Here is a 23,341-nt window from a genome sequence, read left to right as displayed (position 1 = left end):
GTGCTAACTGTTGCTTACTTTAGCACAAAGCGAGTCAGCTTCGTAAGCATTTTTTGCCGCTCCAAACAAAAAATCCTTAAACCAAATTGGTTTAAGGATTTTAATGGTAGTTAATTAGTTTAAGAAGGCCGTAACGGCAGCGGCAACAATAATCAGAGCCAATCCAATTAAAGTAGCAACCATTTCCTTGTGAGTCTTCTTTTGGCCTAACATGTAGATTCCGGTTAACGTAGCGATTACTACACTAACTTGGGAAAGCACGAAGGCTGTAGATAAGCCTAAGCCACCTTTTGAAACTGGTTGAGCAGCAACTAAGTAAGCTAATGCGGCAATTCCAAAGAAGAAACCGGCAATAATTTGTTTGTAAGAAGTTGCTTCTTTGAAGACGTTTTCTTTACCAACTTGAGTCAAGCAGTAGATGACAGCGACTAACACCATCCCAATGGTTTGGGGAAGGAAAGCTTGTAATCCACTCATTGGAGCAGTCCGTGGAATGAATCCTTCGGCCCACTTCAGGTTTTCTACTTGCGGAGCAGCCGAGTAGAGCCAGTAACCAATCACACCAATTAATTGGTAAATGATGGCTTTCCGTAAAGCAGCAGCGTTGGTGTTTTCCTTGTTTTCGTTCCAAGTGGTCAACGTTGCCCCGATAATGATAACTACTAAGGCAATCATTCCGATGATTTTGTTAGTAACCCCAGGCCAACTACTTAAAGCAAAAGCACCCCAGAGAGCCGTTACAATCAACTGAAAGGCCGTGGTAATTGGCATTACCCGGGATGATCCAATCAATGAGTAACCCTTGAAGGCCATGATTTGACCGAAGCCCCAACCGCATCCAGATAAGATTCCTAAGACCAAGTTAAGTCCCGTTGGGAACCCACAACCGGTTACCAAGAAGACCACAAAGCCGACAATCAAGGCACCAATGGTTGCCCCTAAAATTTGGTTAGCTGGTTTCCCACCAATTTTAGATGAAACCGTGGGGAAGAAACCCCAACCAATCACGGGAATAATCCCGATTAATAAAGCTAATGCACTCATAATTAATACCCTCCAATGAATCAATTTTCGATTCCTTTTAACGGTTTTAAGTATAACGCATTTTAGCAGAAATGAAAACGATTTCACAAACTTTTTTTACAAAATTTTAAGGGTTGCTAAACCCCTTGTTTGCTAGCTGTGCAATGAAGCCGATGCTCAAGCTGATTTCCATTTTTTCTTTATTCAAGATGATCCAAATTTGATTTACTTACTGATCAGCAGTAGTTCTTTGTAGCGTCAGTCACATAGTTTTTAAGCCTGTAATGCCAAATAAAAAAGGAGGAATTAACTTCCCACCTTTGTTTTCCTGCTTAACGTTTGATTTGAACCCGAATGTCACAATCAATTTCGGCTGGTTCAACTTCTTCTTGGTAATCAAAATTGGCTTCGTTAAAGTAGTGTTTCATCTCGTCGTTAATCACGTTTAAAGCACGAACATCTCCCGTTTGACGCTTGATTAACAGGGTGTATTCCTTGGTATCTTCATCCACGTTTTCAAAGTCATAGATTACATCAACCGTGTTTAAAATCTCTTGAATTAATTGGCGTTCTGTCATTTCCATCAGTGTCATTCCCCTTCGTTTGTTAATTACCATAAGCCTAGTGCACTTAGGTTCGTTTGTAAACTATTATTATGCTTCAATTCCCGAATCTGTCAGTGATATAATGGTAGTATGACAATCGAGCAAAGGACGTGAACCAAATGAAAAACGAACGCATCATTAAACTTAACTCGACAGACAATCTGCGCGAGTTGGGTGGCTATCAAACCACCGACGGCAGAACCATCAAATGGCATAAATTACTGCGTTCCGGTAGTTTAGGCATGCTAACTAACGCTGACCTGAACTTTTTAAAGGCCTATGGCGTCCGCTATGACGTTGATTTACGCTCGGGTCAGGAACGTGCTGATGTTCCAGATGCCCTCCTCGATCACCAAAACAACCAGGTGGAATACATTTTTGATCCGGTCTTTGACGAAGACCGAACCGATAACTCCCAGGATCCAGAAGAATTCAGGCAAATGTTAGAGGACAATCCCAACTACGGTCACGACCACATGGTTTCCGTTTACAAACGGATGGTTCAAAATGATGGCTGCCACCAGGCCTACCATCGCTTTTTCCAAGTTTTACTGCAAAACAATCAAGCAGACAGTACCGTCCTTTTTCACTGTACAGCGGGAAAGGATCGAACCGGGATGGCTGCAGTCTTTCTTCTATACGCCTTAGGGGTTGATTTAGACACCATCAAACAGGATTACATTCTGACTAACCAAGTAGTAAAACCGATTGTTGATCAAAAGATGGATGAAGCTCGAGCCAACGGCTTTTCAGAAACGGCCATTCGAAGTTTGCGATCCCTCTATACCGTTAACATGGACTTCTTAGACGCTGCCTTAGCCACCATCAACGAGCAGTATGGTGGCTTAGACCAATTCCTAACCACCGAATTAGGCGTAGGACCGGCCGAGCGCGAACAATTACAAACCCTTTACCTAGCATAATTTCAGTACCCAGGAGGTTTATATGAATATCATTGAAGATTTACAGTGGCGGGGTGAAATAAATCAGCAAACCGACGCTGAAGGTTTAGCAAAAACGATTAACGAACATCCCATTGCCCTCTACTGTGGGGTTGATCCCACTGCGGACAGTATGCACATCGGGCACTTACTTCCCTTCATGATTATGGAACGATTTGCTCGAGCTGGACACCATCCCTACATCGTAATTGGTGGGGCCACTGGTTCCATCGGTGATCCCAGCGGTCGTAAAACGGAACGCCAATTACAAACTAAAGAACAAGTCCAAAAAAACGTCGCAGCATTAACCGCGCAGATGACAAAGTTATTTGGCGATGCTCCCAACACGCACATCGTCAATAACTACGATTGGACCAAGGACATGACCCTGCTCGACTTTTTGCGCGACTACGGAAAGCTCTTTAACGTCAACACCATGTTAAATAAGGAAGTCGTCGCTAGTCGGTTGTCACAAGGGATTTCCTTTACCGAGTTTACGTACCAAATCCTGCAAGCCTACGATTTCTTCCACCTGCACGAGAAATACGACGTGCAACTTGAAATTGGTGGCGCAGATCAGTGGGGAAACATTACCGCCGGAATTGATTTAATCCACAAGTTACGCGGAGCAGACACTAAGGTCTACGGCCTCACGATTCCATTGATGTTAAAGTCTGACGGAACTAAGTTCGGAAAATCAGCCGGTGGCGCGGTTTGGCTCGACCCGAAGAAGACCTCACCCTACGAATTTTACCAGTTCTGGTTTAACCAGGATGACCGTGACGTCATTAAGTGTTTGAAGTACTTCACCTTCTTGGATCAGGTTGAGATTGACAAATTAGCCAACCAGGTTAAGGACGAACCGTGGAAACGGGCTGCGCAACGCCGTTTAGCTGAAGAAGTAACCAAGTTTGTGCATGGACCAGAAGCAGTTGAAAATGTTGAACGAATTTCCCAGCTGCTCTTCACTGGTAACGTGCAAGAATTAAGTACTGAAGAAGTCGGCCAAGTTTTCAACAACGTTCCCACCACGGAAATCACCGCTGGTCCTCATAACGTGATCGACCTCTTGCTGGAGATGGGCGTCGATAGTTCCAAACGCCAGGCTCGCGAAGACGTCCAAAACGGCGCCATTACGGTTAACGGAACAAAGATTACGGACGTGAACGCTACAATTGACCCGGCCGCAAACTTTGACGGACAGTACGTGATTGTCCGGCGCGGTAAGAAGAAACACTTCCTAGCCCGGGTAAATAACTAATTAATCCAAACAAAAAAGCGTACATCAGAACATGATGCACGCTTTTTTAGTTGGACTTAAGCTTAAGAACATCCTTTGCTTAATCTAGCTCCTTAAATTTTTCGTAATATGGCTTTACGGCTTGATAAGCAGCCCGATACTTTTGATACTCCCGATCATATAACTGATGCTTTGTCTCATTAGGCGTAACCGTTTCATCAATTTGCGCCCATCGTTGGGCAGTGACTGGATTTAAGTTTCGTGTTCCGATCCCTGCCAACATAGCACTCCCCAAGTCTGCTTCTCCTCCCGATTGAGTCGTTTTCACCGTTTTACCGGTGACGTCTGCAATTAAATGTAGCATTTTGGTCGAGTTACTAACTCCACCGACCACCGTGATGGAATTTCCAACTTGATCCCCAAATTGTTCAATGCTTTGGCGTACCGAAAAAGCGATGGCTTCTTGAAAAGCATTGTATAGATCAAGCTTCGAAGTCTTTAAGGAAAGCCCCAAAATCGTTCCTCTCACGCTTGAATCCCACAACGGGCTTCTTTCACCCATGAAAAACGGTAACACGGTCAGTCCGTTACTCCCAACTGGAACTGACTGACTTAGTTCGTCTAATTGCTCTGAGTCTTCCGTCACAAATTCCTGAGTAAACCAGGCCACAATGGCTCCCGCCGTATTAGCTCCCGCAAAGTTGTAATAATATTTCTGGGGCTGGTAGGCGTACGGCCAAATGATCAGATTTCGGTTTAAAAGTGGTTGTTCGGTCACAAGGGCCGCATTCATAGACGTTCCAATCGCAATCGTGACCGAGCCAGGTCCAAAGACACCAGTTCCCACCGTGGCAGGTCCAACATCGACCCCGTTATTAAAGATTGGGGTCCCAGCATTCACTCCTAGTCGTTCTGCCCACTCTGGTAAAATCGAACCTGCCACTTCTGTACCTTCCACTAACTTGGTGGGTAATTTGGCCACATCAATTCCTAACTGACTCGCTAAGGTAGAATCCCACTGGTCCGAATTAATGTTAAAAATCCCTGCTAAATTACCAGCGGCCGAGTAGTTGATGCTCTCTACACCAGTGAGTTCCTTAATCACATACGATTCTGGTGGTAAAAAGCGAGCGGTTTGCGCGTATAACTCCGGTTGATGTTCTTTAATCCACATAATTTTAAGATATCCATAGTATGGGTCGGCTAAATTCCCGGTGGTTTGCATTAGTTCCGTTGGATTTACACGAGCGTAAACTTCATGAACCTGTTGGGTTGCCCGGCGATCCATCCAAATCAAAGCAGGACCTAAAACCCGATTATGCTTATCAACTGGGACTCCAGATCCGCCGTAAAGACCGTCTAGACCAATCCCAATTAACTGGTCAGGATTAATTGCTTGGACAAGTTGCTGAATGACTGCTGTTACCGCTTCTAGCCAATCCGTGGCATTCCCTTCTGCCCAGCCGGCGTGCGGAGTCTTAATTCCATACGAATGCTTCGCCTGTTTGATAATTTTGCCAGTGGTAGTCAAAAGTAATCCTTTGGTACTTGAAGTCCCAATGTCAATTCCCATTAGATATTTTTCCATTCCGTTGCCCCTGCTTTCTTACAAACCCAATTATAAAGTCATTTGCTGGCTAGGTTCCAAGCTCCATCCCATTAAGAAGCGGTACGTCTCCTTTAAAGATAACGCTTTCATCAAACGGTGTAAATACTAGAGATTCCCTTAAAAGAGGATAAAAAAATACCCAAGCAATTAGAGACTCCCTTCTAATTGCTTGGGTATAACCCACCGAAATGGGATTTATTTAATTAACAACTTTTTACCAGTAGTTGTGTGAGTTCCGGTAAGCAACGGCGTTCGCAACTGAACCGTAACGACTAATTGCGTATTGACGAGCAACGCGTTCTTGGTTAGCTGGTGAGTAGTCACCGTTTAAGTATGAAGAAGATAATTGGTATTTACCAATGTATTGACCGTTCCGGGCCGTGTATGAACCACCTGATTCAACGGCAGCGATAGAATCTAATGAACCATCATTTTCAACAGCGGCGTTGTTGTTTGAAGTAGCTGGTTGTGCAGCAGCTTGGCTAGTTTGGGCAGCTGGTTGTGCGGCAGGAGTTGCTTGAGCAACTGGTGCTTGAGCTTGAACAGCTTGTGATTGTGAAGCTGGTTGGCTAGCTTGAGTAGCTGGCTTAGCAGCAGCTTGTTCGTTGTCGTTAGCTTGGGCTGCAACTGGTTGAGCAGGAGTAGCAGTCTTAGCTGCTTCACTCGTTGCGCTAGCAACCTTAACGTTTCCGTTATCACCAACAACAAAAACTTCACCAACATAAATCCGGTTAATATCTTTGATGTTGTTAGCTTTTTGTAAGCTATCAACGGACACTCCGTAAGTTTGAGCTAATTGTGAAAGCGTATCACCGGATTGAACAGTGATCTTAGTGGAAGCGTCAGCTTGAGAAGCACCAGCTAATAAAACTCCGGCTGATACGGCTGCAACTGCGGCAATGGACTTAAGACCTTTTAACTTCATAAAATAAATCTCTCCTTAAAAATAAAAAATGTAAAATACAGGTCATGATACTAGAATATTCGAAGGACGATTACCTCGTCTCAATCAACAATAGCTATACTAAAGGGTAAGTGTTACAGAAAGATTACAGAGCAATTACCAAAAACGAACTTTTTGTAACATCGCAACAATTTAGACATATTTTGTTACTTAACTAACTTCTAACCTGGCTCATTCCCATCAGACCGGGATAGAAATATGTCAATTATTACTGCATCAATGTCAACTTATCTAACAAAATCATTAAATTTTTTTCATTAATTTTAAAATTAAAGCTTGTTTTTACTTTTACCACTAACTTTAGACGTCTAATGTATAAATTTCCTTATTTTTGCGCACAAAAAAAACGACTCCTTGCAGAGACGTTTCTACTATAATTATGGTAATAATTTATTGCTGAGCTCGTTTGAGTCCAATTCCCGTAAATCCGCTTAGGACTGAGAAGACTGGACAAAGTAAACTAAAGAAAACAAATGGAAGGTAACTAAGGGTTGGGACGTTCAAAGTATTGGCAACGAACACCCCGGCGACTCCCCACGGAACCAAGTAATTAATGACGGCGCCACCATCTTCTAACGCCCTTCCGAGCGCTTCAGGAGCCAAATGGGCCTTTTTAAAGTCCGCCTTAAAGGCCGTTCCAGGCAGTACCACCGATAAGTATTGTTCTCCAATAAACAGGTTGACCCCGATGGCAGCTAATACGGTACTTAACACTAACATTCCATCTGAGTGAATGTGCTGGGAGAAGCGAGTCATCACGACGTCAATGATGCCTAACTTAATTAATAATCCCCCCAGGGCTAGGGCCAGGATAATCAATGTCATCGTTCCCGTCATCGAACTAATTCCGCCCCGATTAAGGATTTGGTTCACTTCGGCACTGCTCGTTTTAATTGTAAAACCATTTTCCATCACGTCGGCAACTTTGGCAAACGATGGGTGATGGGGTGTAAACAACGTCATGATGATGGTAACGGTAATGTTAATGAACAAAGTGGGAATGGTAGGAATTTTAGTCCAGGCGCAGATTAACAGCAGAACCACCGGTAATAACATCCACACTGAAACCGGAAAGTTACTGGTTAAAATGTGAGTGGTTTGAGTAATCTTGGTTAAACTGGCTGCCTGGTGATGATTACCTAAAACCGTAAACAGGATTAACGAAATTATGAAAGCGGGCACCGTCGACCACAGCATGTTCTTAATGTGGCTGTACAGATCATCGCCGGCAATCGCAGATGCCAGGTTGGTGGTGGCAGATAGCGGCGACATCTTATCACTGAACACGGCTCCTGAAACGATAGCTCCAGCAATCATAGCGGGATCTAGACCCATTGTGACCCCAATTCCCATGGAAGCAATTCCGACCGTGGAAATAATTGTAAAGGCACTTCCGATGAAACAGCCCACGAAGGCACACATCAGAAAGACCGACGGTAAGAACCACCGGACGCTCAGAATGTGAAAACCGTAAACCATCAGGGTCGGAATGACCCCCGCCATGATCCAAACTCCGATTAAACTTCCAATTAATAGAAAAATAAATAACGGGATAATCCCGTTACGAACTCCAACCACAATTCCCGCTTGAATCTCATCCCAGGAAAAGCCGCGCACTTTTCCCCAAATCATCAAAACAAAAATCACGGTTAAAATGGGAACGACGGGGGTCAAATGGAAGCCAATAATTCCGACTCCCATGACGACGAGCATTCCCAGCAAAATGAAAACGGCTTCTAGGAGCCGTGGTTGCTTCTCTGTTTGCATGGTCATCTCCTAATTTGCTGCTAACTTCCGATTTAAATAATGTGCTAATTTTTCCTTAGAATAAACCCCGGTTACCTTTTCGACTCCGGTTCCATTCACAAATAATACATAACTAGGGAGGCCTAAGACTTGATACTGCTGGGCCAGCTCCTGGTTCTGATCGACGTTTAACTTAGCGAACTTTACCCGCCCGCTAAATTCTCGTTCTAGTTGCGCTAATACCGGGTCCATCGTTTTACACGGTCCACACCACGGAGCCCAAAAGTCGACTAAGGTCATGGGTCCTTGGACTTCCGCCGTAAAATTAACTTGATTGAGCTCCACTGCCATTAGAGTTCCTCCTTTGTCGGATAAAATGAATGATAAGCGTGACTGCAATCGCGGCAATCACAAAGATTCCAAACCAGGTAGCCGGAATTTCAATGTCAATCGCGGGAATCGAAAGAAGTAACTTCACTCCAATCATGAAGACCAGCACGTACGCCATCGTTTTCAACTCCGGAATTCGTTTCATAATCTTCATAATAACTTCGGCAATTCCCCGCATGGCTAAGATCCCGACCATTCCTCCAATTAACACCACGACCGGATTATTAGAGACAGCGAGGGAGGCCAATACAGAATCAATCGAAAACAGGATATCCATAAATTCGATTTGAATAACAACCCACCAGAAAAACTTGCGACTATGGGGATCACCAAATGCTCTGACAGTCCGCTTTTTCCCTGATTTAGACCGCCGTGGAAAAAAATATTTGACCGAGAGGTAGATTAAATAAATCGCACCCACGACCTTAATTTCCCAAAAATGAATTAGGTACACCCCGGCTCCAATTACCAGGAAACGAAAGATATAGGCCCCCCACAGTCCGTAAAACAGGGATTCTTCCTGTAACTTCTTCGTGGGTAATACCTGGGTTTGGGTCGCGAGGACAATCGCATTATCAACCGACATCACACACTCTAAAACTACTAGGGAAAAGATGATTAACCAGTCATTTCCCGAAGTTAAAACCGTTTCCCAATTGTGTAAATCGAAAAACGGGCCGTACAGTTTTTCTAGTAGTGCCAGCACTTAAAATCTCCTTTATGCTTCAATTTAATGGTTCTTACCTCATTGCTTCCTGATCATACTTTTGTAAGTTGTGGGCCTTAATTACCCGAATCAACTTATTAGCATAGTCCGGATCAGTTGCATAGGTATTCTTTTGTAACAGTTTTGCTTCTTCACGATAATCAGTAATTTTATCGTTACGTTTTAAAAACTTCTCGTACAACGCTTGGTTGTGGTCTTCAATTGCAGACTGCAAGTCAGGGTATTTCCGGAATTGGGCCTTTTCGGTAATGTGCTTGTGATTAATGTATTCCCCAGTTTCGTACATAATATAGTTTCCGTTATAGGTTCCTTTAATTCCGAACGGATTATTGGCTTCCGTGTATAGCTTCGACTTCCCCCAGTTTGATTCCAAAATGGCCTGGGCAATCACGATGCTGGGTAAAACCTTATGATCCTGCTTATACAGTTTCACTGACGGGTCAGCTACCTGCTTGATAAACTTACGTTCGTGCTTTAACACTGGATTATTTTCTTCGTCATACTTCTTTTGGGCCGCAATCATCCGTTGATAGTTAATGTGTTGCCGAACTTTATAGGTCCCGTAGATTGCTAAGCACACTCCGGCAACAATTAAAAAAGCAATCAATGGATACCACAAACTGCTTCGTTCTGATTTCTCTGGTTTTTGTCTCATGTTATCTGCACTCCTTTGTATTCTTCATTATACCCTATTGAAATTAATTTTTAATTACACTTTGACCGTAAATACCCCAAAAATCGGGCTAGATGGTAAACTTTTGCTTAAAAATCGATTATAATTGAAGTTAGTGCATAAAAGGGAGGCAATCACATGATTAAAACGGACAAAATTAATCAAAACATCGACTGGGTGCAGATCACTGATTGTCTTCCCGTCGAGAAAAAAACGTTAAAGCAAGAATATCATCTCACGACTGAAATGCTGTATTACGCGCTGGACCACCACGAACGGCCCCGGATGGAGTACTATGACGACGAACAAATTCTCTTAATTATCTTTGACGTAGCCGAACCAACGCGATTCAACGGTGATATTGCGGCCGAACCAATTGGCTTGATTATCCACGGTAACACCTTGTTTACCTTCACGGCCAACCAAACCAACTTTGTGAACCCTCTGATTCGCTCCGTCGTGGACAAACTGCCTCAGCTACAGCGGGACAACGCCTCTCCGTTAGACATTGTGCTGAAAACGATGTATCAGCTCGCGATTCAATACTTTGATTACATCAATCACATTAACAGTATTCGAACCAGCATCCAACGAAACTTACGCGGACGCACTAATAAAGCAGCGATTAACCAGTTGCTAAACTTGCAGACTGATTTGGTTTACTTCTTAACCTCGCTGTCGGCTAACAACGATATGTTGACCATGTTTAAACGCAAGTTAGGTAAAACGCTATCTGATGACGATAACGATGCCCTTGATGACGTCATCGTCGAAATCCAACAGGGGCTTTCCATGGCACAAATGGCTAATCAAGCCGCGCAACAGGTAGCGGGCGCCTACTCAAACCTGCTAGACAGTAACCTAAATACGACCATGAAGTTTTTGACCGTCTTCTCGATTGTCCTGACGGTTCCGAACATTGTCTTTGGTTTTTACGGGGAAAACGTCAAACTGCCATTCATGGATAGTCCCCTGGCCTGGCAAATCACCATTGTGATTACGGTCATTTTTGTCGTGGTGGTACTACTCATTATGCGCTTCAGTGACTTCTTTAACCGCTAATGCCAACCGTGTTGCAACAACCATTCTGTGATTCGCTTTCTAATCGGGTCATCACGATCCGGTTGATATTCATTTGTTGGTAAACTCCGGTTACTAGCTGGATACAGCCAAACTGGTTTTAGTCTTCGCTCAATCCGTTCACTTTGATAGCGTGGAAACACATGGGCATGTAAAAACTGATCGGTGTTTCCCAAAATATCATAATTAATTCGGTAGGGATGACAAACTGCTAATAAGGCATCGCCTAATTCCGTCATCGCCATTAAAAAGGCATTCCGTTCTGCCGTGCTCAAATCATTTAAACTACTAACTTCGTGTTTGGGGAGAAGCACTGAATAACCAGGTAAAAATTGCACGTCGCCAAAGGCTGCATATCCACCTTCAGTTTCTGCCATTACCATGGGATTTTCTCCTCGTTGCGCCGCAATAATTCGTTGGGTTTGCCAATCCTTCATCTTAGAGACCCCCTGTATTCAGTAGTTAAAGTAATTTTATTAAAGTTCAACATTGCAAATTTTTACTAATAAACAAAAAGGCCTGCCGTTTCTCCAATGAGAAACGGCAGGCTTTTCTAATTAATGACGTTTATTGTTGGGCTTTTTTCCGCGTCGTGTAACGGTGCAGGTAGTAAACTGGCACGCCAATTACGGTAATGCCTAACCCAGCAAAGGCTAAGCCGGGTTGGTTAATTAACGTTGTTACCACGATGAAGAGTCCACCTAAGATGGCAACGGCGGGAACGAGTGGGTACCAAAGCACCCGGTACGGCCGTTCCAAAAGCGGTTCTTTCTTTCTAAGGATGAAAACGGCCAGGAATAGCAAGCAGTTAAAGATCCACATTACAAACACCAACATGTCAGTCAGCAAGTCAAAGCTGCCTAAGCAAATCATAATGATGGCAATCAACAAAATAAACAAGCTGGCTACAAATGGTGCCGCTGCCCGGTTTAAGCGTTGGAATAGGTTACTAAACGGTAATAAATCTTGTTTGGCTAAGGCGTAAGGAATCCGAGCTCCCGTCATGGTGTAACCATTGATGGTCCCAAACACCGAAACCAAGATTCCAATCGTAACTAACTTACCTCCGAGGTTTCCAAACAGTTTGCCCGCTACTTCGGCAGCCGTGTTCGGGTTCCCGGCGATTTGACTAATCGGCATGTTTTTCAAGAAGACCCAGTTTACCAATACATAAATGATCATGATAAAGGTTAATCCCAACACCACAGCCTTGGGAATATCCCGTTTGGGGTTCTTCATTTCACCCGCAATGTCTCCCACGTTGATCCAACCTTCGTAGGCGAACATAGTAGCTAACAGTCCTCCTGAAAAGGCGGTAATCACGTTCGAGTGGTCAGTTGGGGTAACCGGAAAGAAGGTTACATCCACGTGACCAGGCATGAATAATCCAACAATCACAATTAAGAAAACCGGAATCAGTTTAAAAATCAGGGTTAACGATTGCACTGTTCCACCCACTTTTGCCCCTAATAAGTTTAAGCCGGTAATTGTCACTACAACTACAATCGCAATTGGCACCACTAACGACGTTGCCAGGTGCAATAAAATCACTACTTGGGTGGCAAAAATAATTGCCAACGCAGCCATGTTGGCAGGCACGTAAATCAACATTTCCGACCAACCTAGTAAGAATCCACTCAAAGGACCATAGGTATGACGCATGTATTGTACACTACCACCAGTTTCTGGAATGGCGGCTCCTAGTTCAGCAACCGTCAATCCCCCGCAAATGGTTAAAATTCCGGCGACCACCCAGGCTAACAGGGTCAAACTAATGGAATGGGTTACGGCCGTCACACTGGCAATCTTAAAGAAGACTCCGCCCCCAATCACGGTCCCCATCACCATCGCTAGTGCGGTAAAGGGCCCAATGCTCCGCTTTAATTTTTGTTCTGCCATTCTTTATCGCTCCTTTGTCATTCATCTTCATAAAAAATAAAAAGGTCCCAGTTAGTAATTACTAACCAGGACCTTTGCTTAACTAGTCGTAGGAAGGATTCGAACAACTGATGGCCTGGCTAGCAACTACGTGAACTTCTAACCAGGCATCCTAAACTAACCTTACTTAGAGTCACGCAATCCAAGTAGAGTTAGAGGAGGACATCAATTTTTGCATCAATTTGTTCATTATCCTAATTCCTTTCTGTTTTGATACCTTTGATTAAACCATCATTTTTTATGGGTGTCAATCATTTTTTAGTCCGTACTATCCCTAAACCGAAAAAACACAAGAAGGGGTAGCCAAACCAGGTTACCCATGCTATACTATAAAAGTAATGAAACGAGCGGTTAGCTCAACTGTTAGAGCAACGGGCTCTTTGTCCGTGAGATTGGGGTTCAAGTCCTTGACCGCTCATAATTAAAAAGAGCAGCCTTGGTGCTGTTCTTTTTTTGTACTCAATCAACTGAAAAAGCAGTCGATTTCCTGGTGGAAATCGGCTGCTTTTTTACGTCGCTATTCTGCTGATTGATGAGCATCATCAACATCACTAACCGTGTAGACGATCTCTTGATTTTCGTCAAGATAGCCGTAGAGGCGTTTCGTATGCTCTTTATCAAAGTAACCCATGTCAATCATTTGGTGCCCGTCTTTTTGAACTAGGCCATGGTGCATTTTTAAAATGAAGGCGTAGGTCGACCGCACAATTTGCATGTGGTGTTGAGCTTTTTCAAAGGCCGTACTCAACGAATGATCTTGATCTAAGTAAAATTTAATCAACTTAACCATCATGAAGTTTTCATGGTTAAACACCCGTGACGCCATCTTTTCGTTTCGTTCACTGTGAATGTAGCCTTTTTGTTCCCAGTAGCGTAACTGGCGGGGGGAAACGTTCGTCATTTTACTAACTTCCCCGATGCGAAAAATGTAATTATCTTCGTTACATGTCTTATAAAAAGCGGCGTGATCTACTTGATCTACCAACCTCATTCCTCCCTACTTGTTATAGTCTGTTACCGTCAGCTGGTCGCCGTCGACGGCTAGTTTCGTAATGCTACCATTCGCTGGTCGCGTGCGCAGGTCAAACTGACCTGGTTGTGAAAAGCGATCGACCAAGCTTAACAACGTATTTCCGTGACTTACGAGCAACACGCTATCTCCATCCTCAACGTTGGGATTACTGGTAATTAAATCTAACCCTTGTTGTAGACGATGCCAGTATTCCTCGGCATTTTCCGCCATGTGAAACGGATCAGCTTGTTTTAAGAAATCCTTGGCCACGTTCATATCGTACTGGTCAATAATTTCAGCAAAAGTTTTGGCTCCGTGGGGTGCCCCAGCTTGGTACCAAACTTCGTCCATATTCAGGCCTTCAAAGTAGCCGTAAAATTCCTCCCGGAAAAATGGCGACACAATTGGCGTAATTGAATTAAAGGTTTCGTTTTGGTCAAACAGTAACGACATCGTTTTCTGGGCTCGCGTTAAATCACTACAGTAAGCAGCTTTAAACTTAATGTCCTTGAGCCGTTTTCCGGTGGCCACGGCGTCATCAATTCCCTGCTGGGTTAGGGGCGAATTACTCCATCCCTGCAACTTATTGAAGACGTTATAGTACGTTTGTCCGTGGCGTACTAAGTATAATGTAAATTTGGCCATGTGCATTCATCCTCTTTCTCGTTTAATTAAGTATATCACGCTCCCCCATGCTTCGGTATTCTTATACTTTCCTTAGTGTTTTTTAATTTCAAAGTCTGCTATCATTAAAGGCATGTTATCGAACTAATATGAAGGGAATCTTACCTTTGAAATTCATAAAACAGATTCTAGCCAAGGTTAATACTCGAGTTGGCTTTTTTGTCCTCTTAATCGCTTTATTCTGGTTAAAAACCATTTACGCCTACTTTGCGGACTTCGCATTGGGAACCGAGGGAACGCTGCAATTTTTGCTGCTGTTCATTAACCCGATTGCCACGACCATCCTAATCTTTGGGCTCGCGTTTTACTTTAAACCGGCCAAACTTTTTTATCCGGCCATCCTACTTCTAGACATCATTGACACCGTCCTACTGTATTTAAACGTGATTTACTTTCGAGAATTCACCGATTTTATGACCGTGTCCACAATGACCGGATACTCCAAGGTCGATCAAGGACTGAGTGGTGCGTCTTTAGCGCTCACAATGCCTCACGACGTGTTTTACTGGTTAGACATCATTATCGTCATCTTCTTGCTCCTATTTCGGGTGATCAAGATTGACAAGCGAAGTCTTTCCAATCGATTCGCCTTTGCAGTTTTCTCCATTGGCGCCTTGTTTCTAACCTTTAACATTACGTTAGCAGACATGGACCGCCCTCAACTGCTGACCCGGGCCTTTGACCGGAATTACCTGGTTAAATACCTGGGCTTAGACGTCTTTACGGCTTACGATGCCTTTCAGACGCACCAGTCCAATGAGCTTCGGTCCCAGGCCAACAAAGCTGAAATTTATAACGTGAAGGCCTTTACCGATGCCCACTACGCCGAACCCAATCCTAACTTATTTGGGACGTTAAAGGGCAAAAACGTGGTGGTTATTCACCTGGAAAGTTTCCAACAATTTTTAATTAACAAGAAAATCAACGGTAAGGAAGTTACGCCGTTCTTAAACCAAATCTACAACAGTAACCATACTTATGCCTTCGATAACTTTTTCCACCAAGTGGGTCAGGGAAAAACCTCTGACGCCGAAAACATGCTAGAAACCAGCACCTACGGCTTGCCGCAGGGATCATTGTTTGCCCAGTTAGGAAGCGACAATACCTTCCAAGGGGCCCCCGCCATTCTCGGCCAAGATGGTTACAGTTCGGCCGTCTTCCACGGAAACGTGGCCAGTTTCTGGAACCGGAACAATACCTACAAAAACCTGGGGTACCAGTACTTCTTTGATGCCAGTTACTACGATACGACTGGAGATAAGGCCACTGGTTACGGTCTAAAGGATAAACTGCTGTTCAAGGATTCCATCAAGTACCTCCAGCACCTACAACAGCCGTTTTACGCAAAGTACATCACGGTCACCAACCACTTCCCGTACCAGCTTGATGATGAAGACATCAAGGACAACAAAATTAAGACTCCAGATACGGATGATAGTGCCGTTAACAATTACTTTGTGACCGCCCACTATCTAGATCAGTCAATCAAGGAATTCTATGACTACCTCGATAAAACCGGTCTCGCTAAGAACACGGTCGTCGTCCTCTACGGAGACCACTACGGTTTGTCTAATTCCGAAAACCCAACTCTGGCCCCGTTACTGGGCAAGAGTGAGTCGAAGTGGAATAACTTTGATAATGCCCAGTTACAACGGGTCCCATTCATGATTAACTCGCCATCCATTAACAATGGCTATGTAGATCACACCTACGGCGGTGAAATTGACGTCTTACCAACCTTGATGCACCTCCTAGGGATTAACTCCCAGAAATACATTCAGTTTGGAACGGACCTCTTCTCTGCCAAGCACGATCAGGTGGTCGCCTTCCGGAATAAGGATTGGGTCTCCCCAGAATACACTTCCGTGGACGGAACCATCTACGATTCCAAGACCGGTAAGGTCATCCATCCGGACAAGAAGTTGAAGAAAAAACTGCAAGAGATTCAAGAAAAGGTTAATACCGAACTATCGTTATCCGATACCTTGAACCAGCAAAACTTACTGCAGTTCTACCATCCCGATGGCTTCCAAAAGGTTGACCCGACGAAGTTTAACTACTCCAACGGTCTTAGTCACGAAAAACGGACCGAAGAGCAGTTAGGCGATAAATCGAAGAGTCTCTTTGACACTAACGGCAAGAAGGATACGACGAAGCTCTACAAGACTGATGCACCCGAAGTTAACGAACCCCGCAGTGATACCAGTCGAATTCAAATTCAAAATCCGGATTCAAACCAGGAAAAATAATCGTTCCTAACTAAAAAATCCATTCCCATAATTGGGAATGGATTTTTTACTGCAATCGTTGGTATAAAGGTAATAAAGTCTGTAACGTCTGTTCTAAATCCACAAGCACTTGGGGCGTTCCTAACCGAGGATCACCACGTTGAATCTGAATTCCAATTAAGACCTCCGCGGCTTTCACATTCTGGAATCGCTCAACTAGTTGCTCATAGTCGGCTACTGGTAAAGTTTGTTCTACCATGTGGTTGGCACTTAACACAAAGTTCCTCGGTAACCGAGCTACTAACGGGGCGAGCGCTTCTAACTTCGGAATAATCGTACTGGTGTACTGGGGCTTCATGTTACTTTCAACCGCTAAATAGAAGTACAAGTGGTCGGCCCAACAACCCAGTTCAAAGTGAGGCAACATTTTGTACCCCCGTGGATTCGTCGAAAAAGCCACCCACGTATTGTCAGGCGGATTCGTGGTCCGCATCCGGTGCTTGGCAACGTGCGCGTACCACGTTTCGCCCGTCGTTGCCAAAATTGGTAAGAAGGTCTGCGCCGCTTCCTCAAATTGAGGATCCAGCACGGACCGGATTCGCTCCATCCGTTCGTTCAACGTGGGCGCTTCAAATACCTTAAAATCACTGTCAGTAAACATATGACTGGTCACCCCTTCTAGCGCTTCAACGACGTACTGTGAATTGGCAGTTGCCGGTCCGGATAAAGGCGTTTCATAATCGTATTTACGGCGAGGGGAGCTTCCCCAAAGCCCGTGGCAATCAGCGTATCCTTCCCTGGATAAATGGCCTGATCTCCCACGCTAAAGAGCAACGGCACGCTACTTTCTAACTCGCGATTAACTTTAACCAAGGAGTGTTCCAGTTCTGGCTGAACGTCCCAAACTTCCAAATCCTTATTGTTGGCAATAAAGCCGTAGTTAACCACCACGTCGTCCACCGTCAGTGTGATGAAATCATCGTCCGTTTTCATCCGTTTCGCTTCGACCTGGAGGCGGTGGTCGACTTCATTCAGTTTTTGAATCAAGTAGGGGGTTACAATCTGGACCGAAGATGCTTCCAGTTGGTGAACCATCTTTTCCAATCCCCGAAATTCGTTGCGTCGGTGGATCAAGGTTACCTGATGGGCCACTGGTTCTAGCATCAACGCCATGTCGACGGCAGAATTTCCGCCCCCAGCGACCAGAACGTCCTGACCAGCAAAGCGGCTCAAATCAGAGATTCCGTAAAACAAATGTTTACCGGTTTCTGCTTCGGCGTTTTCTGCCCGTAATTCTCGAGGGTGAAAGGCACCGTTCCCAGCGGCCAAAATAACTGCTCGGCTTTTACTGGTTCCCTGGGTGGTCTCAATTTCAAAGTAATCATCGTGCTTGGTTACGTTCGTCACCTTAGTATTGAGGTGGCGTTCGACCTCCGGCACCGTATCTAACTGCGCTTCTAGATTCTGCACGAGTTGGCGACCGCTAACGCCGGCAAACCCCGCTACGTCGAGAATGTTCTTTTCGGGATACTGGGCCATCACTTGACCGCCCAGCTGTTCCAAACTCTCAATAATTTGGACCTTAGCTTCCCGTAATCCGGCGTAAAAACCCGTGAACATTCCGACGGGTCCCCCACCAATAATTGTGATATCATAGACAACGTTGGTCATTCTTATCCGTCCTCACTAAATTTTATTTACAAAGGAATTTTAACATGAAACACAAGAAGACATTTATTTTTTTCATCTTTTTATTAGTCGTTGGAACCGGATTCGGTGGCTGGTGGTATAACACTCAAAAAGCCGCCAACTATCACGTTAAGCAATCCCGAACGGCCACGGTCTTTATTCCTGGATTAGGGGGGAATTACATTACCTCAGACTACATGGTTTCTTCGTGGGATAAGAACGGGGCCGCTACCAAGGCTTTGCAAGTCTACGTTAAGGATAACGGGAAGGTTAGCACCGCCAAACAGTTTAATAAAATCGGGAAAAATAATCCGGTCATTCAGGCAAATTTCCAAACTAACAATAAACCAAGTTTTGAAGCAACCCACATGCCGCAGTTACTAGCTTACCTCAAGAAAAACTATGGCATTCAAAAGGTCAACCTGATTGGCCACTCTTCTGGGGGAGAAATTATTTACGACTACCTGACCAAGTACCGGAAAACGGCTGATCAACCAGAAACGGTAAAATTTGTTTCCATGGCAAACACTTACCCTCTGAAGGATCCCAACATCACGAACCTGCCTAAGAACCTGCAGATCTTAAACTTCTGTGGAAACGTCAGCAACACCGGGAGTGATGGTTTAATTCCGGTCCGAGACGTAGTCAAGATGAAGGAACTGGTGCGGGGCCATGTAAAGAGCTACAAACTCTACGTTTATAACGGTGATCCGCAACAAGCGCAACACTCGATGCTCCATGAAAATCCTGAGGTCAACAAGATCATCGGAGAATACATGTTCAACTAAAATCCAAGCGATTATCGAACGATAATCGCTTTTTGTTCGCATTTGACTAATTTTCGGTTGTTTTCACCTGTGCATTACAGTATTATAGGATTAAATAACTAATATTTAGTGGAGGTTAACGCATGAGTGTTCAGAAAATGATTTTAGATGTTGATACGGGGATTGATGACGCGATGGCGATTGCCTATGCCGTGGCTGATCCCGAAGTTGAATTAATTGGAATCCTATCCTCCTTTGGTAACATCGAATCCGACCGGGCTGCCCAAAATGCTCTCAAAATTTTACACCTCGTGGGTGCCGACGACGTTCCGGTGTTTATCGGCCACCAAAATCCGCTAGATCACAACTACCAACGAATTGGCGTTAACTCCCAGATTCACGGTGAAAATGGAATTGGAGAAGTTGAACTCCCGAATCCCACCCAACCAGTGGCCACCCAGGACGGCGTGAACTTTCTCTTAACCGCTGCTCAGGAATACGGCGATCAATTGACCGTTGTAGCCACGGGTCCGATGACAAATCTCGCGGCTGCTTGGGAACAAGATCCAGCAACTATGAAAAAAATTGGCAACATCACCATCATGGGGGGCGCGCTCACGGTACCTGGTAACGTGACTCCCGTGGCCGAAGCCAACGTAGAACAAGACCCCGTGGCTGCCAACCAACTCTTTACCAGTGACCTAAACGTCACTATGGTTGGTTTAGACGTGACCCTCAGAACCCTGCTAACTAAGCACGAAACGAGCCAATGGCGGACTACTGAGGCCGGCAGCAAAATGGCTGACATCGTAGACTTCTACATTGACGTGTATGCAGACCTTTACCCCGAGTTGGGCGGTTGTTCCTTACATGATCCCCTGGCTGTCGGAGTCGCTATTGACCCCAATTTTGTAACCACCATCGACATGAACATGATGGTGACCACCGAACACGACGCTTACTACGCCCGGACGATTGGTGATAAGGCGCGGCTCAACGACCCGAACCCGAACGTTAAAGTTGCGGTGGCCGTGGACAAGGACCGGTACCTCCAGGTCTTCATGGATCACTTTAAGCAACTCTTTAATTAAACATGAAAAAAGGACTGGAAAAATTTCCAGTCCTTTTTTAGTTGGATTACACTTCTTCTAAATGGAGATCGGCCGGCGCCGTCTTCCCCAGTAGCTTCAATAGTTGATAGTAAGCAAAACCAAGGCAAGCCGGAATTACTACTCCAAAGGCCAATAGCAGTACCAAGCCCGTCTTGTCGTTTGCCCAGTACCAGAGTGGCGCAATCAAGGAGTTCAACCCTAATCCGGCAATCGTGTACGGTGCCTGGAAATGAAAGCCCACTACGGAAATCGGGGCCAGCACCATTACGATTAGGAGCGGTCCTACCGCGTACAGTGGTCGTTTCAACAGGTTCGGAAATTGTACCTTCGGCGTTACCAGCGTTTGGGCAATGTTGCCACCCCAGTCATTTTCTCTAAACGACATCGCGGTAAAGATGACGAACCCGATGGTGGTCCCGATCATGGCGGCGCCTCCCGACTTCGGATCGAGCTGCACGGCGATGGCTAAGGCTGCAGAAGAAGCGGGCGTCATTAGGAACAGGAACCAAGCGGTGGCCACTACCATCGAACCCACAATTGGACTGATTTGCATCGTATCCGCCAACCGTTCACTGATCCAGTTCAATGCGGGCGTCGTTACAGCCGCAAATCCCAGTCCAGCAATACAACCAGTTAAGGCCGTCGCAAGCGGGACCAACACCAAATCAAGTGGGGTTCTGCCCGTTAACCATTTTCCAATTAAAGCAGCGACCACTGCTGCTAACACGGCGGACACTGGCTGTCCGATTGTCAAGATGGCCGATCCAGACGCTTGGGGAGCCACCCAGCTGGTCGCCGTCATGGTTTTGGCAACCGGAGCGGTGGTGAAGTACACCGAGTTGGCCCCTACCGTCGAAGCAATCATGGTGGCTCCGGTAACTAACGTAGTCGTTCGGAGCATGACCGCTACGGACATTCCCAATGCAGGAGCTAATAAGCGTTGACCAATCAAACCGGCTTCGTTGAGCGGTTGCCAGTGCAACATGGTTCCGAGGGTACTCAGTAATAATCCCATCCCTAAAACAGCTAAAATCGTATTGGAAACTCCTTGGGAAACTTGATACACCCAACCCTTCCAATTGGTGGGCGTGGGTTCGGTTGTCTTTCGTCGTACCTTCTTCATTTGTGATTTCCTCCCATAATAGTGTCAGAATTCCTATCTTAAAACAAAAACAGCGCCGGTTAAGTTACTAACCAGCGCTGTTCTGCGATGAATCTGTAAGCGAACAAAGGACTGGCCTCAAGCGGGTGAGGTCAGTCCAAAGTACTTGACCTCACTAACGAATAATAATTTCGTTAATTAAGCTCAAGACTAAGACGTTGTTCGTAAAATTCATCGTTGGTTTCATGATGGGTCTCCTTTGCGTTTTTTCTAAATATACAGGAAAAAATCAGAAAGTCAACCGCTTTTTATAATAATTTTCGGTTTATGGTTGTTTTTGTAATCTTATCAACGAAAAAGTTCGTTTATTGCTTTGAAAAATATTGACGTAAAAAAACTGCTACCCCGTCTGCGTCATTCGTGGTCGTGACCTGGTTCGCAATTTGCTTAATTTCCGAGGAAGCATTGCCCATTGCGACTCCCACTGCCGCTTTTTCTAACATACCGGCATCGTTTTCCGCATCCCCAAACGCCATCAGGTTTGAAAAATCCCAACCAAAGTGGTGTAAGAGATCATCTAATCCAACCGCTTTATCCACTTTTGGTGGTAAAAACTCCAAAATTTCGGGTTGGGAGCGCACAATGTGGTATTGTTGTTTTACAGCGTCCGGTAAGCTTTGTTGCAACCGATCTAGTTCAGCTGAAGTATTAGCAAGAATCCCCTTCGCACACTCTTGCTCCAGTAAATCGACAAACGAACGGGGTTCAAAGTCGATCTTTCCGTTTAACTTATCGCGATAAATCGAACTGCCCAGATCACTAACCGGATAAACCCGGTTAAAATCAAGCACATCCAACGGAACGCCCTGCTCCTGCGCAAATTGGTACAAAGGTTGTAGGGACTGCTTATTCATTCCCCGTTGAGCCAACACCTTACGGGTCGTGTTATCCAGCACTAACCCCCCATTAAAGGTGATCGTGGCGTCTTCCGGTTCCGTTAGTCCCAGTTGTTCGATGTAATTCCAAATGGCGTTAATCGGCCGACCGGTACAGAGTACGACCTTCATTCCCGCTTCATGTAAGCACCGCAGTTCCCGTTCGTTTGCGAGACTAATCTGCTTTTGGGAGTTTAAGAGGGTATTGTCTAAATCCAACGCAATCAACTTAATCATGATTTTACTCCAATCAAAAAGACGCCTTAAACAAGGCGTCCGTAGTAATTATTAACTTAATTTTGCTTCTAGTTCTTTGAGTTCTGCTTGCCGAATGCTACGTGGTAAGAAACGCCGAATTTCTTCTTCGTTGTAACCCACTTCGAGCCGCTTGTCATCAAAGATGATGGGCCGCTTGATTAAATCTGGATACTTAACCAATAAGTCAACTAATTGAGTTAAGGACAAGTCATCCAAGTTTAAGTGCAGCTTCTTGAAAATGTTGGAACGAGTGGAGATGATGTCTTCACTCCCATTTTCGGTTAACCGTAAAATGTGTTTTACTTCGGCAGCATTTAATGGTTTCGAGTTAATGTTTCTTTCTTTAAAGGGAATGTCGTGATCTTTTAACCAAGCCCGTGCCTTCCGACTAGATGCGCTACTTGGTGCAACATATAAGTTTAACATTATCAGCCTACCTCCTCATGCAAAGCATGTGACATAAAGTACGTCTGACAAATATTGACTATTTATTAGACAACTCTATCTTATCATAATAATCCAAGAGTTCAACGTGCTTTTTAAAACTTAATAATTACTTTACTTAATTTACACGAACGCTTTTTAATATTATAATTTAAACATTCTACAATCCGATGG

23 protein-coding genes and 1 tRNA gene are annotated in these 23,341 nt (G+C 44.7%); 7 read left to right on the top strand and 17 right to left on the bottom strand.

The window, feature by feature from the left end:
* Positions 1-114: 114 nt before the first annotated feature.
* Positions 115-1,044 carry a ribose/proton symporter RbsU gene (rbsU, locus tag M3M37_RS07280; RefSeq protein ID WP_252795137.1) on the bottom strand — a complete coding sequence of 310 codons (930 nt, stop codon included), beginning with the start codon at positions 1,042-1,044 and terminating at the stop codon, positions 115-117.
* A gap of 311 nt (positions 1,045-1,355) precedes the next feature.
* Positions 1,356-1,607 (bottom strand): hypothetical protein, encoded by a 252-nt coding sequence (locus M3M37_RS07275; RefSeq protein ID WP_252795136.1) that lies wholly within the window; start codon positions 1,605-1,607, stop codon positions 1,356-1,358.
* A gap of 140 nt (positions 1,608-1,747) precedes the next feature.
* Between M3M37_RS07275 and M3M37_RS07270 the strand changes: the two genes are divergently transcribed.
* Together M3M37_RS07270 and tyrS are read left to right on the top strand one after the other, a co-directional pair.
* Positions 1,748-2,551, top strand: a complete 804-nt coding sequence (locus tag M3M37_RS07270; protein WP_252795135.1) for a tyrosine-protein phosphatase — start codon at positions 1,748-1,750, stop codon at positions 2,549-2,551.
* Between the two features lie 22 nt (positions 2,552-2,573).
* A complete protein-coding gene (gene tyrS, locus M3M37_RS07265) occupies positions 2,574-3,830 on the top strand; it encodes a tyrosine--tRNA ligase (protein WP_252795134.1) in 1,257 nt (418 codons plus the stop codon).
* 79 nt (positions 3,831-3,909) lie between these two features.
* On the opposite strand, the gene M3M37_RS07260 is transcribed toward tyrS, so the two are convergent.
* The 6 genes from M3M37_RS07260 to M3M37_RS07235 all read right to left on the bottom strand — a co-directional run bounded on the left by M3M37_RS07260 (position 3,910) and on the right by M3M37_RS07235 (position 9,900).
* Positions 3,910-5,397, bottom strand: coding sequence for a xylulokinase (locus tag M3M37_RS07260; protein ID WP_252795133.1), 1,488 nt, complete (start codon positions 5,395-5,397; stop codon positions 3,910-3,912).
* A 235-nt stretch (positions 5,398-5,632) separates the two neighbouring features.
* Complete coding sequence (locus M3M37_RS07255; protein WP_252795132.1) at positions 5,633-6,343, bottom strand: LysM peptidoglycan-binding domain-containing protein; 711 nt, start codon at positions 6,341-6,343, stop codon at positions 5,633-5,635.
* 429 nt (positions 6,344-6,772) lie between these two features.
* Positions 6,773-8,149 carry a Na+/H+ antiporter NhaC gene (gene nhaC / locus M3M37_RS07250; protein ID WP_252795131.1) on the bottom strand — a complete coding sequence of 459 codons (1,377 nt, stop codon included), beginning with the start codon at positions 8,147-8,149 and terminating at the stop codon, positions 6,773-6,775.
* A 9-nt stretch (positions 8,150-8,158) separates the two neighbouring features.
* On the bottom strand, positions 8,159-8,479 hold the full coding sequence (gene trxA / locus M3M37_RS07245; RefSeq protein WP_252795130.1) for a thioredoxin: 321 nt from the start codon (positions 8,477-8,479) through the stop codon (positions 8,159-8,161).
* On the bottom strand, positions 8,454-9,221 hold the full coding sequence (locus tag M3M37_RS07240; protein ID WP_252795940.1) for a TerC family protein: 768 nt from the start codon (positions 9,219-9,221) through the stop codon (positions 8,454-8,456). The genes trxA and M3M37_RS07240 overlap by 26 nt, the downstream gene beginning before the upstream one ends.
* Positions 9,222-9,258: 37 nt before the next feature.
* Positions 9,259-9,900, bottom strand: coding sequence for a glycoside hydrolase family 73 protein (locus tag M3M37_RS07235; RefSeq protein ID WP_252795129.1), 642 nt, complete (start codon positions 9,898-9,900; stop codon positions 9,259-9,261).
* A gap of 156 nt (positions 9,901-10,056) precedes the next feature.
* Between M3M37_RS07235 and M3M37_RS07230 the strand changes: the two genes are divergently transcribed.
* Positions 10,057-10,980 carry a magnesium transporter CorA family protein gene (locus M3M37_RS07230; RefSeq protein ID WP_252795128.1) on the top strand — a complete coding sequence of 308 codons (924 nt, stop codon included), beginning with the start codon at positions 10,057-10,059 and terminating at the stop codon, positions 10,978-10,980.
* On the opposite strand, the gene M3M37_RS07225 is transcribed toward M3M37_RS07230, so the two are convergent.
* Together M3M37_RS07225 and M3M37_RS07220 are read right to left on the bottom strand one after the other, a co-directional pair.
* Entirely contained in the window at positions 10,977-11,435 is a 459-nt protein-coding gene (locus tag M3M37_RS07225) for an HIT family protein (RefSeq protein ID WP_252795127.1), read from the bottom strand. The genes M3M37_RS07230 and M3M37_RS07225 overlap by 4 nt on opposite strands.
* Positions 11,436-11,565: 130 nt before the next feature.
* Positions 11,566-12,897, bottom strand: coding sequence for an APC family permease (locus tag M3M37_RS07220; RefSeq protein ID WP_252795126.1), 1,332 nt, complete (start codon positions 12,895-12,897; stop codon positions 11,566-11,568).
* 384 nt (positions 12,898-13,281) lie between these two features.
* Between M3M37_RS07220 and M3M37_RS07215 the strand changes: the two genes are divergently transcribed.
* Positions 13,282-13,354, top strand: a tRNA-Lys gene (locus tag M3M37_RS07215).
* Between the two features lie 99 nt (positions 13,355-13,453).
* Here M3M37_RS07215 and M3M37_RS07210 read toward each other — a convergent pair.
* Both M3M37_RS07210 and M3M37_RS07205 read right to left on the bottom strand, forming a co-directional pair.
* On the bottom strand, positions 13,454-13,921 hold the full coding sequence (locus M3M37_RS07210) for a MerR family transcriptional regulator (RefSeq protein ID WP_252795125.1): 468 nt from the start codon (positions 13,919-13,921) through the stop codon (positions 13,454-13,456).
* Between the two features lie 12 nt (positions 13,922-13,933).
* Positions 13,934-14,593 (bottom strand): histidine phosphatase family protein, encoded by a 660-nt coding sequence (locus M3M37_RS07205; RefSeq protein WP_252795124.1) that lies wholly within the window; start codon positions 14,591-14,593, stop codon positions 13,934-13,936.
* Positions 14,594-14,748: 155 nt separating this feature from the next.
* Here M3M37_RS07205 and M3M37_RS07200 point away from each other — a divergent pair, with 155 nt between their 5' ends.
* Positions 14,749-16,881 carry an LTA synthase family protein gene (locus tag M3M37_RS07200; RefSeq protein WP_252795939.1) on the top strand — a complete coding sequence of 711 codons (2,133 nt, stop codon included), beginning with the start codon at positions 14,749-14,751 and terminating at the stop codon, positions 16,879-16,881.
* A 46-nt stretch (positions 16,882-16,927) separates the two neighbouring features.
* Here the strand turns inward: M3M37_RS07200 and M3M37_RS07195 are convergent, their stop codons facing one another.
* The gene (locus M3M37_RS07195) at positions 16,928-17,521 is read right to left on the bottom strand and encodes a DUF1054 family protein (RefSeq protein ID WP_252795123.1); all 594 of its coding nucleotides are present in this window, start codon (positions 17,519-17,521) and stop codon (positions 16,928-16,930) included.
* 17 nt (positions 17,522-17,538) lie between these two features.
* Positions 17,539-18,531 (bottom strand): NAD(P)/FAD-dependent oxidoreductase, encoded by a 993-nt coding sequence (locus tag M3M37_RS07190; RefSeq protein ID WP_252795122.1) that lies wholly within the window; start codon positions 18,529-18,531, stop codon positions 17,539-17,541.
* Between the two features lie 44 nt (positions 18,532-18,575).
* Between M3M37_RS07190 and M3M37_RS07185 the strand changes: the two genes are divergently transcribed.
* Positions 18,576-19,337, top strand: a complete 762-nt coding sequence (locus M3M37_RS07185) for an alpha/beta hydrolase (RefSeq protein ID WP_252795121.1) — start codon at positions 18,576-18,578, stop codon at positions 19,335-19,337.
* 122 nt (positions 19,338-19,459) lie between these two features.
* Positions 19,460-20,407 carry a nucleoside hydrolase gene (locus M3M37_RS07180; protein ID WP_252795120.1) on the top strand — a complete coding sequence of 316 codons (948 nt, stop codon included), beginning with the start codon at positions 19,460-19,462 and terminating at the stop codon, positions 20,405-20,407.
* A 46-nt stretch (positions 20,408-20,453) separates the two neighbouring features.
* On the opposite strand, the gene M3M37_RS07175 is transcribed toward M3M37_RS07180, so the two are convergent.
* The 3 genes from M3M37_RS07175 to spx all read right to left on the bottom strand — a co-directional run bounded on the left by M3M37_RS07175 (position 20,454) and on the right by spx (position 23,149).
* Positions 20,454-21,551, bottom strand: coding sequence for a PTS sugar transporter subunit IIC (locus tag M3M37_RS07175; RefSeq protein ID WP_252795119.1), 1,098 nt, complete (start codon positions 21,549-21,551; stop codon positions 20,454-20,456).
* Positions 21,552-21,895: 344 nt separating this feature from the next.
* Entirely contained in the window at positions 21,896-22,702 is an 807-nt protein-coding gene (locus M3M37_RS07170; protein WP_252795118.1) for a Cof-type HAD-IIB family hydrolase, read from the bottom strand.
* A gap of 51 nt (positions 22,703-22,753) precedes the next feature.
* Complete coding sequence (gene spx / locus M3M37_RS07165) at positions 22,754-23,149, bottom strand: transcriptional regulator Spx (protein WP_252766690.1); 396 nt, start codon at positions 23,147-23,149, stop codon at positions 22,754-22,756.
* Positions 23,150-23,341: the final 192 nt, after the last annotated feature.

It is taken from the genome of Fructilactobacillus carniphilus, from assembly GCF_024029675.1.
Taxonomy (GTDB): Bacteria; Bacillota; Bacilli; order Lactobacillales; family Lactobacillaceae; genus Fructilactobacillus; species Fructilactobacillus carniphilus.
The sequence above is the reverse complement of the archived record's forward strand: the minus strand, read 5'-3'. Positions and strand labels throughout refer to the sequence as shown.

Excerpts from the sequence above, each read along its gene's own strand:
- rbsU (WP_252795137.1), bottom strand. The coding sequence starts at position 1,044 with ATGAGTGCATTAGCTTTATTAATCGGGATTATTCCCGTGATTGGTTGG.
- M3M37_RS07275 (WP_252795136.1), bottom strand. The coding sequence starts at position 1,607 with ATGGAAATGACAGAACGCCAATTAATTCAAGAGATTTTAAACACGGTT.
- M3M37_RS07270 (WP_252795135.1), top strand. The coding sequence starts at position 1,748 with ATGAAAAACGAACGCATCATTAAACTTAACTCGACAGACAATCTGCGC.
- tyrS (WP_252795134.1), top strand. The coding sequence starts at position 2,574 with ATGAATATCATTGAAGATTTACAGTGGCGGGGTGAAATAAATCAGCAA.
- M3M37_RS07260 (WP_252795133.1), bottom strand. The coding sequence starts at position 5,397 with ATGGAAAAATATCTAATGGGAATTGACATTGGGACTTCAAGTACCAAA.
- M3M37_RS07255 (WP_252795132.1), bottom strand. The coding sequence starts at position 6,343 with ATGAAGTTAAAAGGTCTTAAGTCCATTGCCGCAGTTGCAGCCGTATCA.
- nhaC (WP_252795131.1), bottom strand. The coding sequence starts at position 8,149 with ATGCAAACAGAGAAGCAACCACGGCTCCTAGAAGCCGTTTTCATTTTG.
- trxA (WP_252795130.1), bottom strand. The coding sequence starts at position 8,479 with ATGGCAGTGGAGCTCAATCAAGTTAATTTTACGGCGGAAGTCCAAGGA.
- M3M37_RS07235 (WP_252795129.1), bottom strand. The coding sequence starts at position 9,900 with ATGAGACAAAAACCAGAGAAATCAGAACGAAGCAGTTTGTGGTATCCA.
- M3M37_RS07230 (WP_252795128.1), top strand. The coding sequence starts at position 10,057 with ATGATTAAAACGGACAAAATTAATCAAAACATCGACTGGGTGCAGATC.
- M3M37_RS07225 (WP_252795127.1), bottom strand. The coding sequence starts at position 11,435 with ATGAAGGATTGGCAAACCCAACGAATTATTGCGGCGCAACGAGGAGAA.
- M3M37_RS07220 (WP_252795126.1), bottom strand. The coding sequence starts at position 12,897 with ATGGCAGAACAAAAATTAAAGCGGAGCATTGGGCCCTTTACCGCACTA.
- M3M37_RS07205 (WP_252795124.1), bottom strand. The coding sequence starts at position 14,593 with ATGGCCAAATTTACATTATACTTAGTACGCCACGGACAAACGTACTAT.
- M3M37_RS07195 (WP_252795123.1), bottom strand. The coding sequence starts at position 17,521 with ATGTTTACTGACAGTGATTTTAAGGTATTTGAAGCGCCCACGTTGAAC.
- M3M37_RS07190 (WP_252795122.1), bottom strand. The coding sequence starts at position 18,531 with ATGACCAACGTTGTCTATGATATCACAATTATTGGTGGGGGACCCGTC.
- M3M37_RS07185 (WP_252795121.1), top strand. The coding sequence starts at position 18,576 with ATGAAACACAAGAAGACATTTATTTTTTTCATCTTTTTATTAGTCGTT.
- M3M37_RS07180 (WP_252795120.1), top strand. The coding sequence starts at position 19,460 with ATGAGTGTTCAGAAAATGATTTTAGATGTTGATACGGGGATTGATGAC.
- M3M37_RS07175 (WP_252795119.1), bottom strand. The coding sequence starts at position 21,551 with ATGAAGAAGGTACGACGAAAGACAACCGAACCCACGCCCACCAATTGG.
- M3M37_RS07170 (WP_252795118.1), bottom strand. The coding sequence starts at position 22,702 with ATGATTAAGTTGATTGCGTTGGATTTAGACAATACCCTCTTAAACTCC.
- spx (WP_252766690.1), bottom strand. The coding sequence starts at position 23,149 with ATGTTAAACTTATATGTTGCACCAAGTAGCGCATCTAGTCGGAAGGCA.